The sequence below is a fragment of the Polynucleobacter sp. MWH-Loch1C5 genome (assembly GCF_018881775.1).
Classification (GTDB): domain Bacteria; phylum Pseudomonadota; class Gammaproteobacteria; order Burkholderiales; family Burkholderiaceae; genus Polynucleobacter.
In genome coordinates this window covers 84734-103553 of the sequence record NZ_JACVPR010000001.1, presented here as the reverse complement: position 1 = coordinate 103553, position 18820 = coordinate 84734, and the positions used below count along the sequence as shown (strand labels likewise).

Sequence of the window (18820 nt, the reverse complement as noted above, 5' to 3'; positions counted from 1 at the left end):
GGTTTATTTTAGAATGCTAGATATTCATCAATAAGAATGTAGCAGATTCTATTTAAAGGGGCGGCCTTCATGTATACGCAAGACCAGTTAAAAGCGATGGTGGCAAATGCTGCGGCACAGGAAGTTATGCAACTGGCCCCTGGCTCTGTTTTAGGTGTGGGTACGGGCTCGACTGCTAATTTATTTATTGATGCAATTGCGCCTCATGCGAAACACTTCAGGGGAGCGGTTTCTAGTTCTGAGGCGAGTACCGCACGCCTTAAAGCGCATGGTTTTCAAATCTTGGATTGCAATCAAGTCAAAGAGATACCCATTTATGTTGATGGGGCTGATGAAATTGATCCGCAAGGGCATATGCTCAAGGGTGGCGGTGGTGCCTTGACACGAGAAAAGATCGTCGCACAATTGGCAACAAAATTTATTTGTATTTGTGATGCCTCTAAACAGGTCCAAGTACTTGGTCAGTTTCCTTTACCCGTCGAAGTTTTGCCGATGGCCAGTGAGCAAGTCAAACGCGAGTTAGAGAGCTTGGGCGCAACAGTCAGCCTTCGGCAGAAAAAAGAGGGTGGTGGGGTTTTTGTGACTGATAACCAGGGCTGGATCTTGGATGCAAGCCATCTTACGATCGCCAACCCTGTGACTTTGGAGTCGCAAATTAATCAATTACCGGGTGTGATTGCTAATGGCTTATTCGCTAGGCGTAAGGCAGACCTACTTTTGGTCAGCACCCATGCGGGCGTACAAAAAGTTGCCTACTGAGTTCAATGGTTCACATAAATAAAAACGCCCGATGGGTTCGGGCGTTTTTATGAAACTTCAAATGAATTACTTGTTTTCAGGCACATAACCGGCTGCCACATCAGCGCCGTCACCGTAGAAATACTTTTCTACCTGCTTGAGTAGGTATTGGCGCGCACGAGCATCAGCCATATTGAGGCGATTCTCATTGATTAGCATCGTTTGGTGCTTAATCCAGCCAGCCCATGCCTCTTTCGAAACTTCATTCCAAATACGCTTACCGAGCTCGCCTGGTAAGGGGGCAAAATCTAGGCCCACTGCTTCTTTTTTCAATTTGATACATTGAATCATGCGTGCCATGCTGTTTCCTTTAAATCATTGACGTGTGTATTGTATTAAGTTCTATAAGTGCTTGCTGATGAAGGCTCAGAGTGTTTTCATGAGGACCATTGACTTGCGTTCCCAGTTATAGAGTGCCTGACGCTCTTCTGGGAGATCGTCTACGCTGGCTCTGACAAAGCCACGTTTTAAGAACCAGTGTTCGGTACGAGTTGTGAGTACGAAAATTTTCTTTAAGCCACTTGATTTCGCGCGTGCTTCAATACGTTTTAAGAGGCGCTCACCGTCACCGGCTCCTTGCGACTCTGGGTCAACTGCCAAGCAGGAGAGCTCGCCAATGCCATTTGGATAAGGGAATAGGGCGGCACAACCGAACAGTACTCGGTCGTGCTCGATGACTGAGAAGTGCATGATGTCACGTTCAATCACATCGCGACCACGTGCGACTAAGATACCTTCTTCCTCCAGGGGTTCTATGAGTTGCAAGATGCCGCCGACATCATCGAGGGTGGCTTCACGCAGGTGCTCAATATCCGAAGCAGCAATCATGGTGCTGATTCCATCATGGGTGAAGAGTTCTTCTAAAAGTGCACCATCGCGATCGTGGGGCAGTAGGTGAACGCGACCCACACCTGCCTTAATGGCACGATTAGTATGTTGTAGTAGAACTTTTAGATCGGCATCCTCAGGCTTTAAAGCCTGCATATGTTGTTCTAGTTGCGGTAAAGACAACTCGGTGATGAGTTCTTTTTGGCCATCGTTATTTAGTTCATACAGACCGTTATATTCCGTCAAGAAAATCAACTTATCGGCACGTAGGGCAATCGCTGTAGCTGTAGCTACATCTTCATAGGCTAAGTTGAAGGCTTGCCCTGTGGGCGAAAAGCCCAAGGGGGACATCAGCACGATCTTGTTATTCAGTAAAGAGTGGGCGATGGATTCGGAATCTACTTTACGTACTAAACCGGTATGCATAAAGTCAGTACCATCGACGATGCCGACGGGTCTTGCAATGATGAAGTTACCCGAAATAACAGAAATACGAGACCCGGCCATGGGGGTATTCGGTAAGCCTTGGCTAAATGCGGCTTCGATATCCAAACGAATTTCCCCGGAGGCTTCTTTGGCACACTCGAGGGCTGCGGGGTCAGTAATACGATAGCCACTCATCGCACCTGTGCCATAGTGACTTGGAACTTTACGTAAATCCAGTTGTTCTTGGACCTGAGGGCGTGAGCCGTGAATCAAGACAATACGCATGCCCATGGCATGAAGCATGGCCACATCTTGGATGAGGGCTTCAAGACCGCCTTTTTGCACCAACTCTCCGGCAAAGCCAATCACAAAGGTTTTTCCTCGGAAACTATGGATGTAGGGGGCTACATCGCGTAGCCAGGCGACAAAGGGAAAATTATTTTGAGCTGGATTGTTTGGCATAGTGGAAAATTATAGGGTGCAACCGGATAAAAATACCAAACTTTTAAAAATAGATTTTCCCGAAAATCTACCCGTTAGCCGAGAACGTGAGGCTATTAGCCAAGCATTGAGGGAGCATCCTGTAGTGATTGTCTGTGGTGAAACGGGCTCGGGAAAGACCACCCAATTAGCTAAGATTTGTCTGACCATGGGTCGAGGGCGTGCTAATGGCACGGGTTGCCTGATAGGCCATACGCAACCACGCCGTATTGCAGCAACTGCCACTGCAAAGCGTATTGCGCAAGAGTTAGGTAGTCCTTTGGGTGAGGATGTCGGTTATCAAGTTCGTTTTAGTGATCAAACGAGTCAGACGGCTTCGATCAAATTGATGACTGACGGTATCCTCTTGGCTGAAACCCAAAAGGATCCATTACTCAAACAATACGACACTCTGATTATTGATGAGGCTCATGAGCGCAGTCTAAATATTGATTTCTTACTTGGCTATCTCAAACAGCTATTGCCAAGACGCCCTGATCTCAAAGTCATTATTACCTCAGCGACGATTGATGCACGCCGTTTCAGTGAGCATTTTGCTCATCAGGGGCAGCCAGCGCCTGTGATTGAGGTGAGTGGTCGTTTGTTTCCAGTGGAGCTTCGTTATCGTCCCTTGCTTGAACCGGGTAAAAAAGAAGCCCAAGAAATCCCTGAGGCCGTTGTGGCCGCGATTCATGAACTATGGTCAGCAGGCGCCCATGGTTTGGGGGATGTGTTGGTGTTTTTACCTGGTGAGCGAGAAATCAGGGATTGTGCAGAAGCTTTGCGTAAAGATCCTATCTTGAATCAGCGCTATCAAGCTGAGATTTTGAGTTTATTTGCTCGTCAATCGATTGCTGAGCAAGAGCGAGTTTTCCGCCTAGGTTCGGGCCGTCGTATTGTCTTGGCTACGAACGTGGCTGAAACCTCTTTGACTGTACCGGGTATTCGCTACGTGATTGATACGGGTCTAGCACGTGTGAAGCGGTATTCGTATCGGAATAAAGTAGAGCAACTCCAAGTAGAGCCCATCTCGCAAGCTGCCGCCAATCAACGTGCCGGTCGTTGTGGTCGAGTCGCTGATGGTATTTGTATTCGTCTGTATGATGAGGCAGATTTTCAGGCAAGAGCTGCCTATACAGACCCCGAGATATTACGCAGTTCATTAGCCGCTGTAATTTTGAGGATGCGAGCTTTAAAACTCGCACGTATTCAAGACTTCCCTTTCATTGACCCACCCCAAGGTAAGGCCATCGCCGATGGGGTGCAATTACTAGAAGAGCTTGGTGCTATGGAGTCTCAGGGGCCTCGTCAAGGTGCTTTGACGCCCTTGGGCAAACAGTTGGCCCGACTGCCTTTGGATCCTCGTTTGGGACGGATTTTATTAGCCGCTAAGGAACATCAGGCTTTACGTGAAGTGTTGATCATTGCCTCTGCACTCTCTAGCCAGGATCCCAGGGATCGACCCATGGATCGTCAGGAGCAAGCTGATCGTGCGCATCGACTTTTTATCGATGAAAAGTCTGAGTTTTTGGGTGAGGTCAAACTATGGGATTGGTATCAAGAGGCATTGGAGCACAAGCAGAGTCATCGGCAGCTTGAGCAACTTTGCAAGACGCACTTCATTTCACCCCGGCGCATGCGTGAATGGCGTGATGTCCACGGCCAATTACATAGACTGTTGTCTGATATGGGCTGGAAGGAAAATCAAACCCCTGCGACCTATGAGCAAATTCATTTGTCATTACTCAGTGGTTTATTAGGGCATGTGCTCAAGCGTGCCGATGAGGATAAAGCAGCAATAGCTCCTTTTGAAGGCGCTCGAGGTGTCAAGCTGCATCTGTGGCCTGGCCAAACTTTAGGTAAAAAAACAGGCCATTGGTTATTGGCAGCAGAGTTGGTGGAGACGAGTCGTTTATTTGCGCGAAAGATTGCAAAAATTGAGCCTCAATGGATAGAGAAAGTAGCAGCTCACCGTATACAAAAGCAGTGGAGTGAGCCTTATTGGGATCCTAAGCACGGCGAAGTGATGGCTCATGAGCGAGGCAATCTCTATGGCTTGAGTATTTATCATGGTCGTAAGGTGCGCTTTGGTCCGAGAGATCCAGCATTAGCTCGGGAAATTTTTATCCGTCAAGCTTTGTTAGAACAGAATTTATTTCCTGAGCAAGAAGCCATAGACTTACAAAAAAAGCTAGGTGCAGAATTTAGTTTTTATTGGCATAACAAACAGCTGATAAAAGAAATCGAAGCGCTAGAGCATCGCTCAAGACGTCAGGATGTCTTGGTTCATGATGAATTGATTTACGCCTTTTATGATCAGCACATACCGCATGATGTTTTTGGCCGAGTTGATCTACAAAGTTGGTTAAGAACAGACAAAGATCGCACAAAGCTACTGCGTTTGAGTAAAGATGACCTAATGCGTCATGAAGCAGCTGGGGTGACTATTGACCGTTACCCTAAGAGTTTGGAAATGTCGGGTAACCGCTTTGATCTGACTTATCACTTTGAGCCAGGTAGTCCGAAAGATGGTGTGACTTTAATTGTGCCGCTAGCATTTTTAAATCAGGTGGACGCGCGACGCTGTGAGTGGTTGGTCCCGGGTTTATCTGAAGAAAAATCCCAACTATTGCTGAAGTCCTTACCGCAAAAAATCAGACGACATTGTGTTCCTTTGCCACAATTTGCGAAGGATTTTTTAAATGAGCATCTTGATAAAAATACCTTTGGTCAGGGGGATTTTCTAGATGCATTGATTCAATATATTCGTCAAAGAACTCAAGTTCAAGTCCAGCGTACTGACTTTAGACCCGAAAATTTGCCACCTTACACTCATATGAACTTTCGCTTAGTAGATGAATATGGTCGGCAAATTGAGTTAGAGCGAAACTTAGCTCAATTACGTTCGCAATATAGTCAGCAGGCTAGGGCAGAATTTCAGGGGCTGGCCGAACAAGGTGTCGTCAGCCAGCCAACGCAGAATACGGTACATGTAACTAGCGAGCAGACGGTAAGTCTAGATGTTTCTGAACCGATCACGACGTGGTCTTTTGGCGAGCTACCAGAGTTATTGGAGATTAAAAAAGGTCAAAAGCGCTTATATGGTTATCCGGCTCTCAAAGATGCTCAGTCTCACTGTGATTTAGAAGTATTTGATGATCCTGAACTCGCTCGTGTAGAGCACTTTAAGGGCCTGCGCCGCCTTTTTGCACTGCAGATGAAGGATTCTGTCAAAGCACTACAAAAGCAGCTCGCTGGTTCTCGAGAAATGGGCCTGTTGTTTATGCAAATCGGCTCTGTTGAACAATTGGCGCAAGAAATATTAAACATGGCGATCGAGCGTTCATGCATGCAAGACCCGATGCCTAAGAACCAGGTCAGTTTTAATGAGCGTGCTATGCAAGGGCGCGCTAAGCTCGGTCTGATTGCGCAGGAGATTGCTAAGCATGTTTTATTGTCATTACAAGCGCATGCTGATGTGCAAAAACGTCTAAGCCAGATTAAAGCGATTTCCCCGAATGCGCATGCTGATATGACTCATCAACTTCAAGGATTGATTTACCCGCAATTCTTGATAAATACCCCTTATGAATCTCTAGTTCATTTACCACGCTATCTCAAGGGAATGAATATACGCATAGATAAGCTACGTAATAATCTGGTGCGTGATGCTCAATTACAAAAAGATTGGTTAAGCCTCTTTCAGCCTTGGCAAAAAAAGCTACAAGGACAAAAAGCTTATGGGGGGCAAGTGGACCCACGTTTATTAGAGTTTAGATGGCAGTTAGAAGAGCTCAGAGTGGCGTTGTACGCTCAAGAGTTGAGAACACCAACACCCATCTCAGTCAAACGCCTACAAAAAGTCCTCGAGTCCATTCAGTAGATTACCCTACGATATTCAGGCTGCCTGCTGAATATGCATGTCAATATGAATTTCAGTGTAGGGACAAAAAATAGAGCCATCCTCATTTTTTTCGATGATGCCTAGCTCTTCTAAAACTTTTAAGTCCTCGTGCACGCGTTTGACGTCACGCTGCATCTGTCTAGCTAATTCCCTGACCCCATAGACCTTGTTATTAATCATTTGGTGAATAATTTGCCATTTTTTTTCACTAAGCTTAGAAAAAAAGTCTTGTGCATTAACGAAGTTGAGAATCTCACCTTGGTAGCGATTTTTTTTCATGCCATTTTGAGCAATACGGGCTGCCTGTTTGAGGCTATGTTCCCAATTTGAGTCTAAAGTAATGAGTAGCTTTCGGTTCATGGCTTACCTCGTTCTTTTACTAAAGCTATAAAGTCATCTATGAGTGTATCTAGGTTGATAAATGAGTAAGAAAATTCTTGATCTAGGAGATGGTAGTGATCGCCTTTACCGCGTTCGTTATCAAATCCTATTACTCTTAGCCCATCTTTAATGAACACCAAACGATATTTATACATATGTTCACTAGGAGCCACTGATTTTGACACCTTCCACACTACCATTTCTATGATGCTTCCATCTTGATTCACGTTTTTAAATTTCATGATTAGAGTGGCGCTCATGTTGTCAATTGTGCCAACATCTGCGGTTGTTGTCAAGATTGCCAACATATCTGATCTAAATCAATATTCCTGTTGTGGAAACTGAGGTTTTGCTAACAATAAGCCGTACAATTTCAAGGACTTAATGATTACTGGCACTTTTATGAAAATGACTCATCACATCCTTTGTCTGATTTTGGCTCTCACTTCTACGACTGTCTTTGCTACCCAAGCAAAGACCGCGATTGTTTTAAATTCTGGTGAGGCAACGGTCAGCCTGATTGATATGTCAAGCCGTCAGGTTACGAAGACCTTCTATGTAGGCAAAGAACCTCATCATTTGATGATCACGCCTGATCAGAAGTCAGTGCTAGTGGCCAACGCGGCGGGTGATGATATTGTTTATTTAGATCCAGTCACGGGGGCGATGCAACGCCGTGTACCAAATATTATTGATCCTTACCATATTGGTTACTCACCTGATAAGAAATGGTTTGTTGCCGCAGGTAATCGTTTAGATCGTGTCGATATTTACTCTGTACAGGGCCAAGAATTAAAGTTGGCGAAAATTGTGAAGGCGGCTAAAACCCCTAGCCATATTGCTTTTACATTCGATAGCAAAATTACCTTTATCACATTACAAGATTCTAATGAGCTCATTGCGATTGATTTAGCGAAACAAGAAACCTTATGGAAGATGCCTATTGGTAAGATGCCAGCCGGTGTATGGATGACCCCTAATGAAAAATATTTACTCATTGGCTTAACAGGGTCTGATGCGGTACAGGTCGTTGACTGGCGCCAGCAAAAAATCATTAAAGAAATTAAAACAGGGCGGGGTGCACATAACTTCCGACCCCTAGGCGATAAAAAACATATCTTTTTGACCAATCGTGTTGATGCAACGATCAGTATTCTTGATATGGATAAGTTGGAGAAAGTTGGAGATATTAAAGGTTTACCAGCAGGACCTGACTGTATGGATGTCACCGCTGATGGTAAGGAGTTGTGGGTCACTTTTCGCTTTAGTAAAAAGGTCGGGATCATTGATATTGCGTCCAGAAAGCTGATCAGTACCATTCCCGTCGGAAAAAGCCCGCACGGTATCTTCTTTCATCCCAGCGCCCCTTGGGAGTAGTCGCACGAATGCTTAAGCAAGCGCTGGCCGCCATTCTTTTTGCGTATGCCACTGTGGCCCATTCTGGGACCTGTCAGAAGCCTATTTATTTAACATTTGACACCGGTAATATGGCTGTAGCAGACCATGTTGCAGAGGTTCTCAAAAAACATCAAGTCAAAGCTACTTTTTTCTTAGCCAATGAAAAGACTCCGCGAGGCGACTTTTCTTTAGATGATAGCTGGGCAGCATACTGGCGTGAGCGAGTAAAAGAAGGACATGTCTTTGCCAGTCACACTTTCGATCACACCTATTGGCAATCCGATGTTGGTTCACAAGTTCGAGTGAAGTCGCAATTTGGTGAGTTCGCCGGCAAAGTTCGGCTTGTATCGCAAGAGCAGGTCTGTCGTGATATTAAGGCGGTCGACGAACGCTTCAAAAAAATGACGGGGCAGAATGTGAGCCCAATGTGGCGTGCGCCCGGTGGCAAAACCTCGCCACAGTTATTGCAAATGGGTTTGCAGTGTGGTTTTGCCCATGTGGCATGGTCCGCTGCCGGTTTTTTAGGAGATGAGTTGCCCTCAGATAAATACCCCAATCATGGGCTACTTGAGCGCGCGCTCAAGAACATTCGCCAAGGTGACATTTTGATGGCCCACCTCGGTATTTGGTCCAGAAAAGATCCCTGGGCACCGGCTGTTCTGGAGCCCCTCATTGTGGGTTTGAAACAAAAAGGTTTTTGTTTTGAATTGTTGAGTCCTCAACAGCAACATCCAAAGATTTCTAGAATAATGTAGTGATGTGGGATTTATTCAATCTGTACTACGCTCGTTTTGAAGAGTTCTTACTTCAAGAGATTGTGATGCCTGTCTTGTATTGGACGGGTGGAATGGGTTATGCCGATGATGCGGTTGGTGGGGTGGACTGGTTTGTATTGGGTTTGATTCAAGTACTCATCATCGCGTGTTTGATAGCGCCACTTGAAAAAATATTTCCTGCAGAAAAAATTTCTGCTGAGCACACAAGTGCTCGTCGTATAGCTGTGGCTATCGATATTTTTTACACCTTGATTCATCGTTTGGGTTTGTTTAAGTTGGTCTTATTTGTTTTATTTTCCTCTTGGTTTTTTGCCTTGGAGGCTTATTTGCATGATGCGCGCATTCAGACGATGAATGTTGAAAACTGGATACCTGGTGTCACGTCTATTCCCTGGGTAAGCTTTTTAATTTATCTTGTCATCATTGATTTTTTTGAATACTGGTATCACCGCGCATCCCATCGCTGGAATTGGTGGTGGCAATTACATGCTTTGCATCACAGTCAAAGACATATGACTGTTTGGTCTGATAATCGTAACCATGTGCTCGATGATTTGGGGCACTCCGCCTTTTTTGCTTTCATCGCCTTAGCGATCGGGGTCGAACCGATTCAATATATTGCATTGGTAGCTCTAAGCCAATTGATTCAGAGTTGGCAGCATGGTAATTTGGATTTTGATCACGGCATATTGAAGTACATGATTATTTCACCTCGTTTCCACCGTTATCACCATGCAATTGATTTGGGTTATGAGGTACCAGGCAAACCCGGTGTGCTGGGGGGATGTAATTTTGGTGTCTTATTCCCTTGGTGGGATATGCTCTTTAAGACAGCTATTTTTGACAATAGGCCATATCCGACAGGTGTGCGGCAATTTGAGGCCGCTGCCAATCCTATCGTGCACCAATGGCAGGGAATGCGGCATGCTTGGCTAGCACTGAAAAGGGTGTGGCAGTCTTGATTCGTAGTCTTTTTTTAGCCCTAGGTACATTTTTTACGCCACGCATGATGTGGTTAACTCTAAAACCAATATTACTCATTGGTGTGATTTGGGCTGTGGTGATTTTCTTTATTTGGGAAGCGGCACTCCTTTTTATTCTCCAACTGATGACGGAATCCACTTTAGGTACATGGCTTAATGATGCTGTGAGTCAAACCAGCCTTCAAGAATGGCGAGCTGTTATGGCGCCATTACTGTTAATGGTCTGCTTGATCCCCCTAATTGGTATCTCGCTTCTAATTTACATATCAATCACCACAGTACCGCATGTGATTGACCATTTATCCCGGCGCAGTCGTTTTCAGCACCTCTTATCCCATGAAGAAGGTGGCTTGGTTAAAAGTCTCTGGGAGACGGTGAAAGTGACGCTGATTGCCCTGATTTTATTGGTGCTGAGCTTCCCCTTATGGTGGTTCCCTCCGATGGTTGCTGTCATTCCTCCACTCATCTGGGGCTGGTTGACCATGCGCTTGATGTCATTTGATGTATTAGCTGACCATGCCAGTCATTCAGAGAGATTAGTGTTAATGTCGCGCTGTAGAAAGTCTTTATGGGTGATGGGTATCTTGTGCGGATTGATGGGCGCTTTGCCGACTTTCTTCTGGGCTGGTTCAGTATTGACTTTCGTCTTTTTCCCGATAGTCTCTATTTTTGTCTTGTGGATCTATTCTTGCGTTTTCATATTCTCGTCACTCTGGTTCGCTTATTATTTATTACAAGAGTTACAAGACTTAAGACTATCTCAAGGAATTCAGATACATGCCTAATATGCGTCGTTTTCGCCTCATTGTGATTGGTGATGAAATTCTCTCTGGACGTCGTCAAGATAAGCATATGGCCAAGTTGATTGAGCTCTTATCTGAGCGGGGATTGCAACTCAGTGGAACTGAGTATGTGGGTGACGATCCTGAGCAAATCACGGCGACTCTAAAAAGAAGCTTTGCTTCGGGCGATATTGTGTTTTGTACGGGTGGGATTGGATCGACTCCAGATGACCATACGCGACAGTGTGCCGCACAGGCTTTGGGTCTACCCCTTCACTTGCATTCAGAGGCTAGAGACCTTATTTTGAATCGAATTCGTACCTTGGCAGCAGATGATCCTGCCAAAGCTAGCTTAGACCTTGTTGAAAATAAATTACGTCTACAAATGGGTGAATTTCCTGTCGGTAGTGCCATCATCCCCAATAGCTATAACCAGATTCCAGGATTCAGTATTCACGAACATTACTTTACCCCCGGTTTTCCAGTGATGGCTGAGCCGATGATGATTTGGGTTTTAGATACGATCTATCCAGATTTATGTCATCGCCAAGAGTTTGCGGAGAAAAGTTTTATCGTTCCACTGGCTATGGAGGCTCAGTTAACGCCACTGATGCAAGAGATCGAATCTCGGCATGCTAGTGTCAAAGTATTTAGCTTGCCCTCGGTGGGCGATCCCGCACGTTCAGGTATATTTGCAAAGCGCCATATTGAATTAGGCGTTAAAGGATCCCCCGAAGAAGTGCGCTTGGCCTACGATGAGCTCAAGGCAGGAGTTATTTCCTCGGGCAACGAAGTTCATGAAGTGCACAAATAAGGTGAATTTTCACCATTTATTCCTATTTTGGTGCAAATATGCACCAAAATAAAGCATATAATCGTAGCTAGCCTATTGAGATGCCATACAATCGTGAGCATCACGATATATGAGATTGGCATAGTTCGTGCATATGTGGAATCAGGTAGTTCAATGTAAATTGAATTGTGAGTCATATAGGTTTGTTTAACAGGAGAATTGCATGACCAAGAGCGTCGCAGATGTAATGAAGCTGGTGAAGGAAAAGGAAGTTACTTTCATTGATTTCCGTTTTACTGATACCAAAGGTAAAGAGCAGCACGTATCCGTGCCTATTTCAGCGTTTGATGAAGACAAGTTTGAAAGCGGTCAAGCTTTTGATGGTTCTTCAATTGCTGGTTGGAAGGGTATCGAAGCGTCTGACATGCTCTTGATGCCAGATGCGAATACAGCTTATATCGATCCATTTTATGAAGAGCCAACATTGGTGTTGACTTGTGATGTGATCGAGCCATCAGATGGTAAAGGTTACGATCGTGACCCACGTTCAATTGCGAAGCGCGCTGAAGCCTATTTGAAGTCTACAGGTATTGGTGATACGGCTTACTTCGGTCCAGAGCCAGAGTTCTTTGTTTTTGATGGCGTGACATGGGGTAATGATATGCAGGGCTGTTTCTTCAAGATTCAATCTGAAGAGGCACCATGGTCATCAGCGACTGAGTTTGAGCACGGCAACACAGGCCACCGTCCAGGTAAGAAGGGTGGTTATTTCCCAGTGGCTCCAGTAGATACATTCCAAGATATGCGTTCTGAAATGTGTTTGATTCTTGAATCACTCGGCATTCCAGTTGAAGTTCATCACCATGAAGTGGCTGGTCAAGGCCAGAACGAGTTAGGTACGAAGTTCAGCACACTCGTTCAGCGCGCTGATTGGACAATTTTGCAAAAGTATGTGATTCAAAACGTAGCGCATGCTTATGGTAAGACTGCCACATTCATGCCGAAGCCTGTTGTTGGTGACAATGGTTCTGGTATGCACGTCCACCAGTCTATTTGGAAAGATGGTCAGAACTTGTTTGCTGGTAACGGCTACGCAGGTTTGTCTGAATTAGCTCTCTATTACATCGGCGGTATTATCAAGCACGCCCGTGCATTAAATGCGATCACAAACCCAGGTACCAACTCATATAAGCGTTTGGTTCCAGGTTTTGAGGCGCCAGTGAAGTTGGCATACTCAGCACGTAACCGTTCTGCCTCTATTCGTATCCCTTATGTTGCAAATCCTAAGGGCCGCCGTATTGAGACACGTTTCCCAGATCCTTTGGCTAACCCATACTTGGCTTTCTCAGCATTGATGATGGCTGGTTTGGATGGTATTCAAAATAAGATTCATCCTGGAGAAGCAGCTGACAAGAACTTGTATGATTTGCCACCAGAGGAAGATGCAAAGATCCCAACAGTTTGTAACAGCCTAGACCAAGCTCTTGAGAACTTGGATAAGGACCGTGAGTTCTTAACACGTGGTGGTGTATTTACAAACTCAATGATTGATGCATATATCGACTTGAAGATGGAAGAAGTCACACGTTTCCGTATGGCTGCACACCCAATCGAGTTTGATATGTATTACTCACTCTAATTGAGTCATATGAAGGGGGCGCCTGAAACACTAGGCCACCCTGTGAAAGGGGCAGCTCAGGCTGCCCTTTTTTCTCCCTACGCTGCATGGGATCAATTGCCTAATGCAGTTCTTTTGATTGATCAATCTCAGCAATTAGTTATTTATGCCAATCCTGCGGCTGAGGTCAGCCTTGATCTTTCTATCAAGGTATTAGAAGGTTTAAGTTTGTATGACTTATTTGGTCACATACCTGAACTCTCTGAAATGCTTGAAAAGCTTGACCCAGACCACTCAGAGGTGCGTCGTCAGGATTTGCTTTTGGGGCCAGGTCCGGCTCGGCCTGATCATGATGCTTTTCATGCACATGTTGTCGTTGCGAAGTTAAATCAACCTCAGGTTGTATTGATTGAGTGGTTACCTTTAGATCAACAACTTCAAAGTGAGCGCGATAGCCGTTTGAAGCAGCAAGTCGAAGCCAATAAAACATTAATGCGCAATCTGGCGCATGAAATTAAAAATCCCCTGGGCGGTATTCGTGGCGCAGCCCAGTTGTTGGAAATGGAATTGCCCGACAAAGCCTTACATGAATATACGCAAGTCATTATTTCAGAGTCAGATCGCTTGCAGTCATTAGTCGATCGACTCCTGGCTCCGCACCGTAAGGCTCATGTCGATGAATACTTCAATATTCACGAGGTTCTCGAAAGAATTCGCAGTTTAGTTTTGGCGGAGTTTTCGCACGGTCTTGTGATTAAACGTAACTACGATATTTCTTTACCTGATTTTTTAGGCGATAAGGAAGCCCTTATTCAAGCGGTTCTAAATATTGTGCATAACGCGGCCCAAGCCTTAAGAGTTCAAATAGAGCAGGGTGATGCGGTCATTGAGTTAAGAACGCGTGTAGCCAGAAATGTCACGATTGCAAAAAATAGGCACAAACTGGCATTAGATTTGCATGTAATTGATAACGGACCGGGTGTACCCGAAGAAATTAAAGACAAGATCTTTTTCCCTCTGGTATCCGGAAAAGAAGGTGGTAGTGGTTTGGGTTTAACTCTCGCTCAGACTTATGTCCAGCAGCATCAGGGTTTTATTGCATGTGAAAGTAAACCGGGTTGTACTGATTTTCAGATACAAATGCCATTTAGAAAAAAATAAACGAATAACAATGAGGTTCTTATCATGAAACCAGTATGGATAGTAGACGATGATCAGTCGATCCGCTGGGTGCTAGAAAAAGCACTGCAACGCGAAAATATGCCTTATAAGAGCTTTAGTAATCCCCAGGATGTCTTGGATGCTTTTGATCGTGAAGAAGAGCCTCAGGTCCTAATTTCTGATATTCGTATGCCAAGAGGCAATGGTATCGATTTATTACAACAGGTGAAGGCAGAGCACCCTAATGTTCCTGTCATCATTATGACGGCCTATTCAGACCTGGATTCGGCAGTATCTTCATTCCAATCCGGTGCGTTTGAGTACCTCACTAAGCCTTTTGATGTCAGTAAATCTGTGGAATTGATTCGACGCGCTGTTGATGAAAGTTTACGTTTGCAAACGCAAAGTAAAGAAGTTGTCGAGCGTATGAAAGATAACACGGAGATGTTGGGTCAGGCACCCGCAATGCAGGATGTATTCCGTGCAATTGGTCGCTTATCTCAGTCTAATGTAACTGTCCTCATCACCGGCGAGTCTGGAAGTGGTAAAGAATTAGTGGCTCGAGCGTTACATAAACATAGTCCGCGGGCGGGTGGACCATTTATTGCGCTGAATACCGCGGCCATTCCCAAAGATTTATTAGAGTCTGAGTTATTTGGACATGAACGAGGGGCGTTTACGGGCGCACAGACCATGCGTCGTGGCCGCTTTGAGCAGGCTGAGGGAGGGACTCTATTTTTAGACGAAATCGGTGATATGCCCTTTGATTTGCAGACTCGTCTGTTACGAGTCTTGTCTGATGGACACTTTTATCGTGTGGGTGGTCATGATTCATTGCGAGCTAATGTTCGCGTGATAGCTGCCACTCATCAAAATCTAGAAGAACGAGTTGCCCAAGGACTGTTTAGGGAAGACCTCTTTCATCGTTTGAATGTCATACGCTTACGTTTACCTTCTTTACGTGAACGCAAAGAGGATATTCCACTCTTGGCACGTCACTTCTTACAAGTTTCGGCGAAATCTTTAGGTATGGAGGTCAAGCGCTTATCTGATGAAGCTATGACTCTGATTACTCAGTTGCCATTCCCAGGCAATGTGCGTCAGTTAGAAAATTTATGTCATTGGCTAACGGTTATGGCTCCTGCTCAAGTGATAGGACCACAGGACTTGCCACCCGATGTATTAATCATGGGGCATGAGAGTAAGGTTACTGATTTGGGAAGTGGTATTCCTTTGGCTACTCTATCTGCGGGAGATTGGGAACAAGGTTTGGCATTGGCGGCGAAAAACTTACTCCAAGCGGGCGATGCATCTGTTTTTGATCTGCTTGAAAAGAAGTTCGAAAGGGCGGTATTGACTGCTGCACTTGAAATTACACGTGGCCGACGGGTTGAAGCTGCAGAGCGATTGGGTATCGGTAGGAATACGATTACTAGGAAACTACAAGAGCTCGGTATTGATAACTAATTCAAGAATTAGTTGATAATATGATTTTGACTCGACGGGTGCGACGACCTTGATTCGTATTGCTAGTTGGAACGTAAATTCAATTAAGGTGCGCATGCCGCATCTTGTGCAGTGGCTAAAGCATTGCGAAAAAGAGCAAAAGCCGATTGACGCTGTTTGCTTGCAGGAGTTGAAGCTGACCGATGATAAGTTCCCTCATCAAGACTTGGAAGAAGCGGGGTATTGGGCTGTCACTGCTGGTCAAAAAACATATAACGGGGTAGCCTTGGTGGTTCGTCGAGCTGCTTTGGCTGCAACAGCGACGGATCCTCAAACGACATTTCTGAGTTTGCAGAAAAATAACCCTGTATTTGCAGATGAGCAGCAACGCATTATTGCCGCCACCATAGCATTTAAGGGACGTGCGCCAGTACGACTCATTTCTGCTTATTTCCCGAACGGTCAGGCCCCAGGTAGCGATAAATTTAATTACAAGTTGTTGTGGTTGTCAGCACTTGAGGAGTGGCTAAAAGCTGAATTACAAAAGCATGAAAACATAGCTTTACTGGGGGATTACAACATTGCTCCGGAGGATGCTGATGTTCATGATCCAACAGCTTGGCTTGGACAAAATTTAGTATCGCCACCCGAGAGAGAGGCCTTTAAACGCTTGCTTGAACTGGGCTTTCAGGACGCATTTCGACTGTTTGAGCAAGCGCCGAAGACATTCACGTGGTGGGATTATCGAATGATGGCGTTTAGACGCAATGCAGGTTTACGCATTGACCACATTTTACTGAGTGCACAACTAGCTAAAGACTGCCTGGCCTGTGAGGTAGATAAGCTGCCACGCACTTGGGAGCAGCCATCAGATCATACGCCCATCATTGCTACATTAAGCTAAACCACCGTGGCGTAGCAGTGCGTCTATTTCTGGCTCTCGACCTCTGAATGCCACAAAGGATTCAGCAGCACTGCGACTACCGCCCACTGCCAATATCTCTCTTTGATAGCGCTGGCCGACTTCAGCATTTAAGATTGAACCGGTCTTTTCTGCAGCTTCTTCGAAGGCTGCATAGGCATCTGCTGATAGAACCTCTGCCCATTTGTAGCTATAGTAGCCTGCTGCGTAGCCACCAGCAAATATATGGCTGAAAGTGTAGGGCCAACGTGAGATATCAGATTGAGGAATGACGTGAAACTCGTCATTGATTGCCCTCGATAATTGCAAAACAGCACTTTGATCTGCTTCATGGGGATTAAAGCTAGAGTGCAGGCGCCAGTCAGTCAGTGAGAAGACAAGTTGTCTGAGCGTACCTAGCCCGTTTTGGAAATTTTTTGCCGCAATCATCTTCTCAAATAAATGACGTGGCAGACTTTCACCGCTATCAATATGAGCGGTCATTTTTTGTAAGACTTCCCATTCCCAGCAAAAGTTTTCCATGAATTGACTGGGTAACTCAACCGCATCCCATTCAACGCCATTGATACCAGATACGCCCAAGGTATTCACCTGAGTCAACATGTGATGTAGACCATGGCCGCATTCATGGAACATGGTGATGACATCGTCATGGCTGATCGTAGGTTGTTTAGTCACGCCATTGATAGTGACGGGAGCAGGGAAGTTGCAAACCAAGTAAGCAACAGGTGTTTGAATTTTTCCATCAGGCAACAAACGACGGCCTCTTGCGTCATCCATCCAAGCCCCACCTCTTTTACCAGGTCGGGCGTAGGGGTCTATATAAAAATGGGCTACAACTTCCTCTTGCTGATTGATAACTTTGAAGGACTCTACGGTGTCATGCCATACGGGTAAGGCATCTTTTTCAATACGAACGCCAAATAGCGTTTGTACTACCATGAATAAACCCTTAAGTACTTGGGGTAGCGGGAAATACTGCTTAACTTCATGTTCTGAAAAAGAGTATTTAGCTTCTTTTAATTTTTCTGATGCATATGCCACATCCCAAGGCTCGAGCTTACTTAGTTGTAAATGTTCTTTGGCAAAAGCCGTTAACTCAGACCAGTCTTGACGTGCAAATGTTTGTGCTCGTTTGGCAAAGTCAGTTAAGAATTGATCAACCTGCTGAACTGTTTTGGCCATCTTGGGAGCGAGGCTTAGCGCGGCATAGTTAGCGTAGCCCAACATTTTTGCTTCCTCATCTCTGAGACGTAGTTGTTCTAAAACATTCGCTTGGTTATTCCACTCAGCTTGACCTTGACCATACTGAGGACCCAATTCGGAGGCACGGGTTACGTAGGCCTCATACATTTTTTGACGCAGGGTACGATTGTTTGCGTACTGCTGGACTGGAAAATACGATGGGAAGTGAAGACTAAATGCCCAGCCACGCAGTCCTTTTTCTTGGGCTAATTGTGCTGCGCTCGCTAGAGCATCTTCTGGTATTCCTGCGACATCCTCAGGCTTATCTGTTGCGTAGACGAATTGATCTGTGGCATCGAGCACATGATCAGAAAATTCTTTTGCTAGTGTGGCTTGACGTTCTTGAATTTCTGAAAACCTCGGTTTTTCAGTATCGCTCAGTTCAGCGCCCCCTAAACGAAAATCACGCAAGGCATTTTCAATCACCTTTTTTTGCGCGGTATTCAAGCTTGAAAATGAAGCACTTTCTTTCAGGGCTTTATATTTTTTATAAAGCTCTAAGTTTTGTCCCAAGCGACTCCAAAATGCAGTCACTTCGGGCAGCATCGCGCCGTAGGCATCCCGTAACTCAGGACTATCCTTGACACTATTCAGATGGCCAATGACGCCCCAGGCACGGCCTAATGCCTCGGTCGCTTCTTCAAGCGGTTCTACTAAGTCATCCCAGGTGTTTGCCGTATCAGAAGCGGTTGATTTGGCGACCGCAGCTTCTGCTTTGGATAATAGCTCGCTAATGGCGGGTTGAATATCCTGCGCGCAAATGGCCTGATAGTTCGGCAGACCATGACCGATGGCTAGTAGTGGGTTCATGACTAAATTATGCATCTAAGTGCAAAAAAAATCAGTTCAATCTAAGAATTGAACCACAAGCCCAAGATG

At 45.3% G+C, this 18820-nt stretch carries 16 protein-coding genes; 11 read left to right on the top strand and 5 right to left on the bottom strand.

What is annotated here, in order from left to right; genetic code table 11:
* Positions 1 to 69 precede the first annotated feature (69 nt).
* Positions 70 to 759, top strand: coding sequence for a ribose-5-phosphate isomerase RpiA (rpiA, locus tag ICE94_RS00505; RefSeq protein WP_216147299.1), 690 nt, complete (start codon positions 70 to 72; stop codon positions 757 to 759).
* A gap of 66 nt (positions 760 to 825) precedes the next feature.
* Here the strand turns inward: rpiA and ICE94_RS00500 are convergent, their stop codons facing one another.
* Positions 826 to 1098 (bottom strand): oxidative damage protection protein, encoded by a 273-nt coding sequence (locus tag ICE94_RS00500; protein WP_216147296.1) that lies wholly within the window; start codon positions 1096 to 1098, stop codon positions 826 to 828.
* Between the two features lie 66 nt (positions 1099 to 1164).
* Positions 1165 to 2514 (bottom strand): amino-acid N-acetyltransferase, encoded by a 1350-nt coding sequence (argA, locus tag ICE94_RS00495; protein WP_216147293.1) that lies wholly within the window; start codon positions 2512 to 2514, stop codon positions 1165 to 1167.
* 16 nt (positions 2515 to 2530) lie between these two features.
* Here argA and hrpA point away from each other — a divergent pair, with 16 nt between their 5' ends.
* A complete protein-coding gene (gene hrpA, locus ICE94_RS00490) occupies positions 2531 to 6415 on the top strand; it encodes an ATP-dependent RNA helicase HrpA (RefSeq protein ID WP_370623761.1) in 3885 nt (1294 codons plus the stop codon).
* Positions 6416 to 6430: 15 nt separating this feature from the next.
* On the opposite strand, the gene ICE94_RS00485 is transcribed toward hrpA, so the two are convergent.
* Entirely contained in the window at positions 6431 to 6796 is a 366-nt protein-coding gene (locus ICE94_RS00485) for a hypothetical protein (RefSeq protein ID WP_216147288.1), read from the bottom strand.
* Complete coding sequence (locus tag ICE94_RS00480) at positions 6793 to 7077, bottom strand: DUF6516 family protein (protein ID WP_216147285.1); 285 nt, start codon at positions 7075 to 7077, stop codon at positions 6793 to 6795. Before ICE94_RS00480 ends, ICE94_RS00485 begins: the two co-directional genes overlap by 4 nt.
* A gap of 142 nt (positions 7078 to 7219) precedes the next feature.
* Between ICE94_RS00480 and ICE94_RS00475 the strand changes: the two genes are divergently transcribed.
* The 9 genes from ICE94_RS00475 to xth all read left to right on the top strand — a co-directional run bounded on the left by ICE94_RS00475 (position 7220) and on the right by xth (position 16678).
* Entirely contained in the window at positions 7220 to 8194 is a 975-nt protein-coding gene (locus ICE94_RS00475) for a cytochrome D1 domain-containing protein (protein WP_216147282.1), read from the top strand.
* Positions 8195 to 8202: 8 nt separating this feature from the next.
* Positions 8203 to 8970 carry a polysaccharide deacetylase family protein gene (locus tag ICE94_RS00470; protein WP_216147279.1) on the top strand — a complete coding sequence of 256 codons (768 nt, stop codon included), beginning with the start codon at positions 8203 to 8205 and terminating at the stop codon, positions 8968 to 8970.
* Positions 8971 to 8972: 2 nt separating this feature from the next.
* Positions 8973 to 9953, top strand: a complete 981-nt coding sequence (locus tag ICE94_RS00465; protein WP_216150805.1) for a sterol desaturase family protein — start codon at positions 8973 to 8975, stop codon at positions 9951 to 9953.
* The gene (locus tag ICE94_RS00460; RefSeq protein ID WP_216147276.1) at positions 9920 to 10759 is read left to right on the top strand and encodes an EI24 domain-containing protein; all 840 of its coding nucleotides are present in this window, start codon (positions 9920 to 9922) and stop codon (positions 10757 to 10759) included. The genes ICE94_RS00465 and ICE94_RS00460 overlap by 34 nt, the downstream gene beginning before the upstream one ends.
* Complete coding sequence (locus ICE94_RS00455) at positions 10752 to 11570, top strand: molybdopterin-binding protein (protein WP_255539034.1); 819 nt, start codon at positions 10752 to 10754, stop codon at positions 11568 to 11570. Before ICE94_RS00460 ends, ICE94_RS00455 begins: the two co-directional genes overlap by 8 nt.
* A 202-nt stretch (positions 11571 to 11772) precedes the next feature.
* Positions 11773 to 13188: a type I glutamate--ammonia ligase gene (gene glnA, locus ICE94_RS00450; RefSeq protein ID WP_216147273.1), complete on the top strand. Its 1416-nt coding sequence runs from the start codon at positions 11773 to 11775 to the stop codon at positions 13186 to 13188.
* A gap of 9 nt (positions 13189 to 13197) precedes the next feature.
* Entirely contained in the window at positions 13198 to 14328 is a 1131-nt protein-coding gene (gene glnL / locus ICE94_RS00445; protein ID WP_216147270.1) for a nitrogen regulation protein NR(II), read from the top strand.
* A 24-nt stretch (positions 14329 to 14352) separates the two neighbouring features.
* Positions 14353 to 15795 carry a nitrogen regulation protein NR(I) gene (ntrC, locus tag ICE94_RS00440; protein ID WP_216147268.1) on the top strand — a complete coding sequence of 481 codons (1443 nt, stop codon included), beginning with the start codon at positions 14353 to 14355 and terminating at the stop codon, positions 15793 to 15795.
* 94 nt (positions 15796 to 15889) lie between these two features.
* Positions 15890 to 16678 (top strand): exodeoxyribonuclease III, encoded by a 789-nt coding sequence (gene xth / locus ICE94_RS00435; protein ID WP_216859810.1) that lies wholly within the window; start codon positions 15890 to 15892, stop codon positions 16676 to 16678.
* On the opposite strand, the gene ICE94_RS00430 is transcribed toward xth, so the two are convergent.
* On the bottom strand, positions 16670 to 18751 hold the full coding sequence (locus tag ICE94_RS00430) for a M3 family metallopeptidase (protein WP_255539031.1): 2082 nt from the start codon (positions 18749 to 18751) through the stop codon (positions 16670 to 16672). The two genes, xth and ICE94_RS00430, sit on opposite strands and share 9 nt — an antisense overlap.
* Positions 18752 to 18820: the final 69 nt, after the last annotated feature.

Excerpts from the sequence above, each read along its gene's own strand:
- rpiA (WP_216147299.1), top strand. The coding sequence starts at position 70 with ATGTATACGCAAGACCAGTTAAAAGCGATGGTGGCAAATGCTGCGGCA.
- ICE94_RS00500 (WP_216147296.1), bottom strand. The coding sequence starts at position 1,098 with ATGGCACGCATGATTCAATGTATCAAATTGAAAAAAGAAGCAGTGGGC.
- argA (WP_216147293.1), bottom strand. The coding sequence starts at position 2,514 with ATGCCAAACAATCCAGCTCAAAATAATTTTCCCTTTGTCGCCTGGCTA.
- ICE94_RS00485 (WP_216147288.1), bottom strand. The coding sequence starts at position 6,796 with ATGAACCGAAAGCTACTCATTACTTTAGACTCAAATTGGGAACATAGC.
- ICE94_RS00480 (WP_216147285.1), bottom strand. The coding sequence starts at position 7,077 with ATGAGCGCCACTCTAATCATGAAATTTAAAAACGTGAATCAAGATGGA.
- ICE94_RS00475 (WP_216147282.1), top strand. The coding sequence starts at position 7,220 with ATGAAAATGACTCATCACATCCTTTGTCTGATTTTGGCTCTCACTTCT.
- ICE94_RS00470 (WP_216147279.1), top strand. The coding sequence starts at position 8,203 with ATGCTTAAGCAAGCGCTGGCCGCCATTCTTTTTGCGTATGCCACTGTG.
- ICE94_RS00465 (WP_216150805.1), top strand. The coding sequence starts at position 8,973 with ATGTGGGATTTATTCAATCTGTACTACGCTCGTTTTGAAGAGTTCTTA.
- ICE94_RS00455 (WP_255539034.1), top strand. The coding sequence starts at position 10,752 with ATGCCTAATATGCGTCGTTTTCGCCTCATTGTGATTGGTGATGAAATT.
- glnA (WP_216147273.1), top strand. The coding sequence starts at position 11,773 with ATGACCAAGAGCGTCGCAGATGTAATGAAGCTGGTGAAGGAAAAGGAA.
- glnL (WP_216147270.1), top strand. The coding sequence starts at position 13,198 with ATGAAGGGGGCGCCTGAAACACTAGGCCACCCTGTGAAAGGGGCAGCT.
- ntrC (WP_216147268.1), top strand. The coding sequence starts at position 14,353 with ATGAAACCAGTATGGATAGTAGACGATGATCAGTCGATCCGCTGGGTG.
- xth (WP_216859810.1), top strand. The coding sequence starts at position 15,890 with ATGCCGCATCTTGTGCAGTGGCTAAAGCATTGCGAAAAAGAGCAAAAG.
- ICE94_RS00430 (WP_255539031.1), bottom strand. The coding sequence starts at position 18,751 with ATGAACCCACTACTAGCCATCGGTCATGGTCTGCCGAACTATCAGGCC.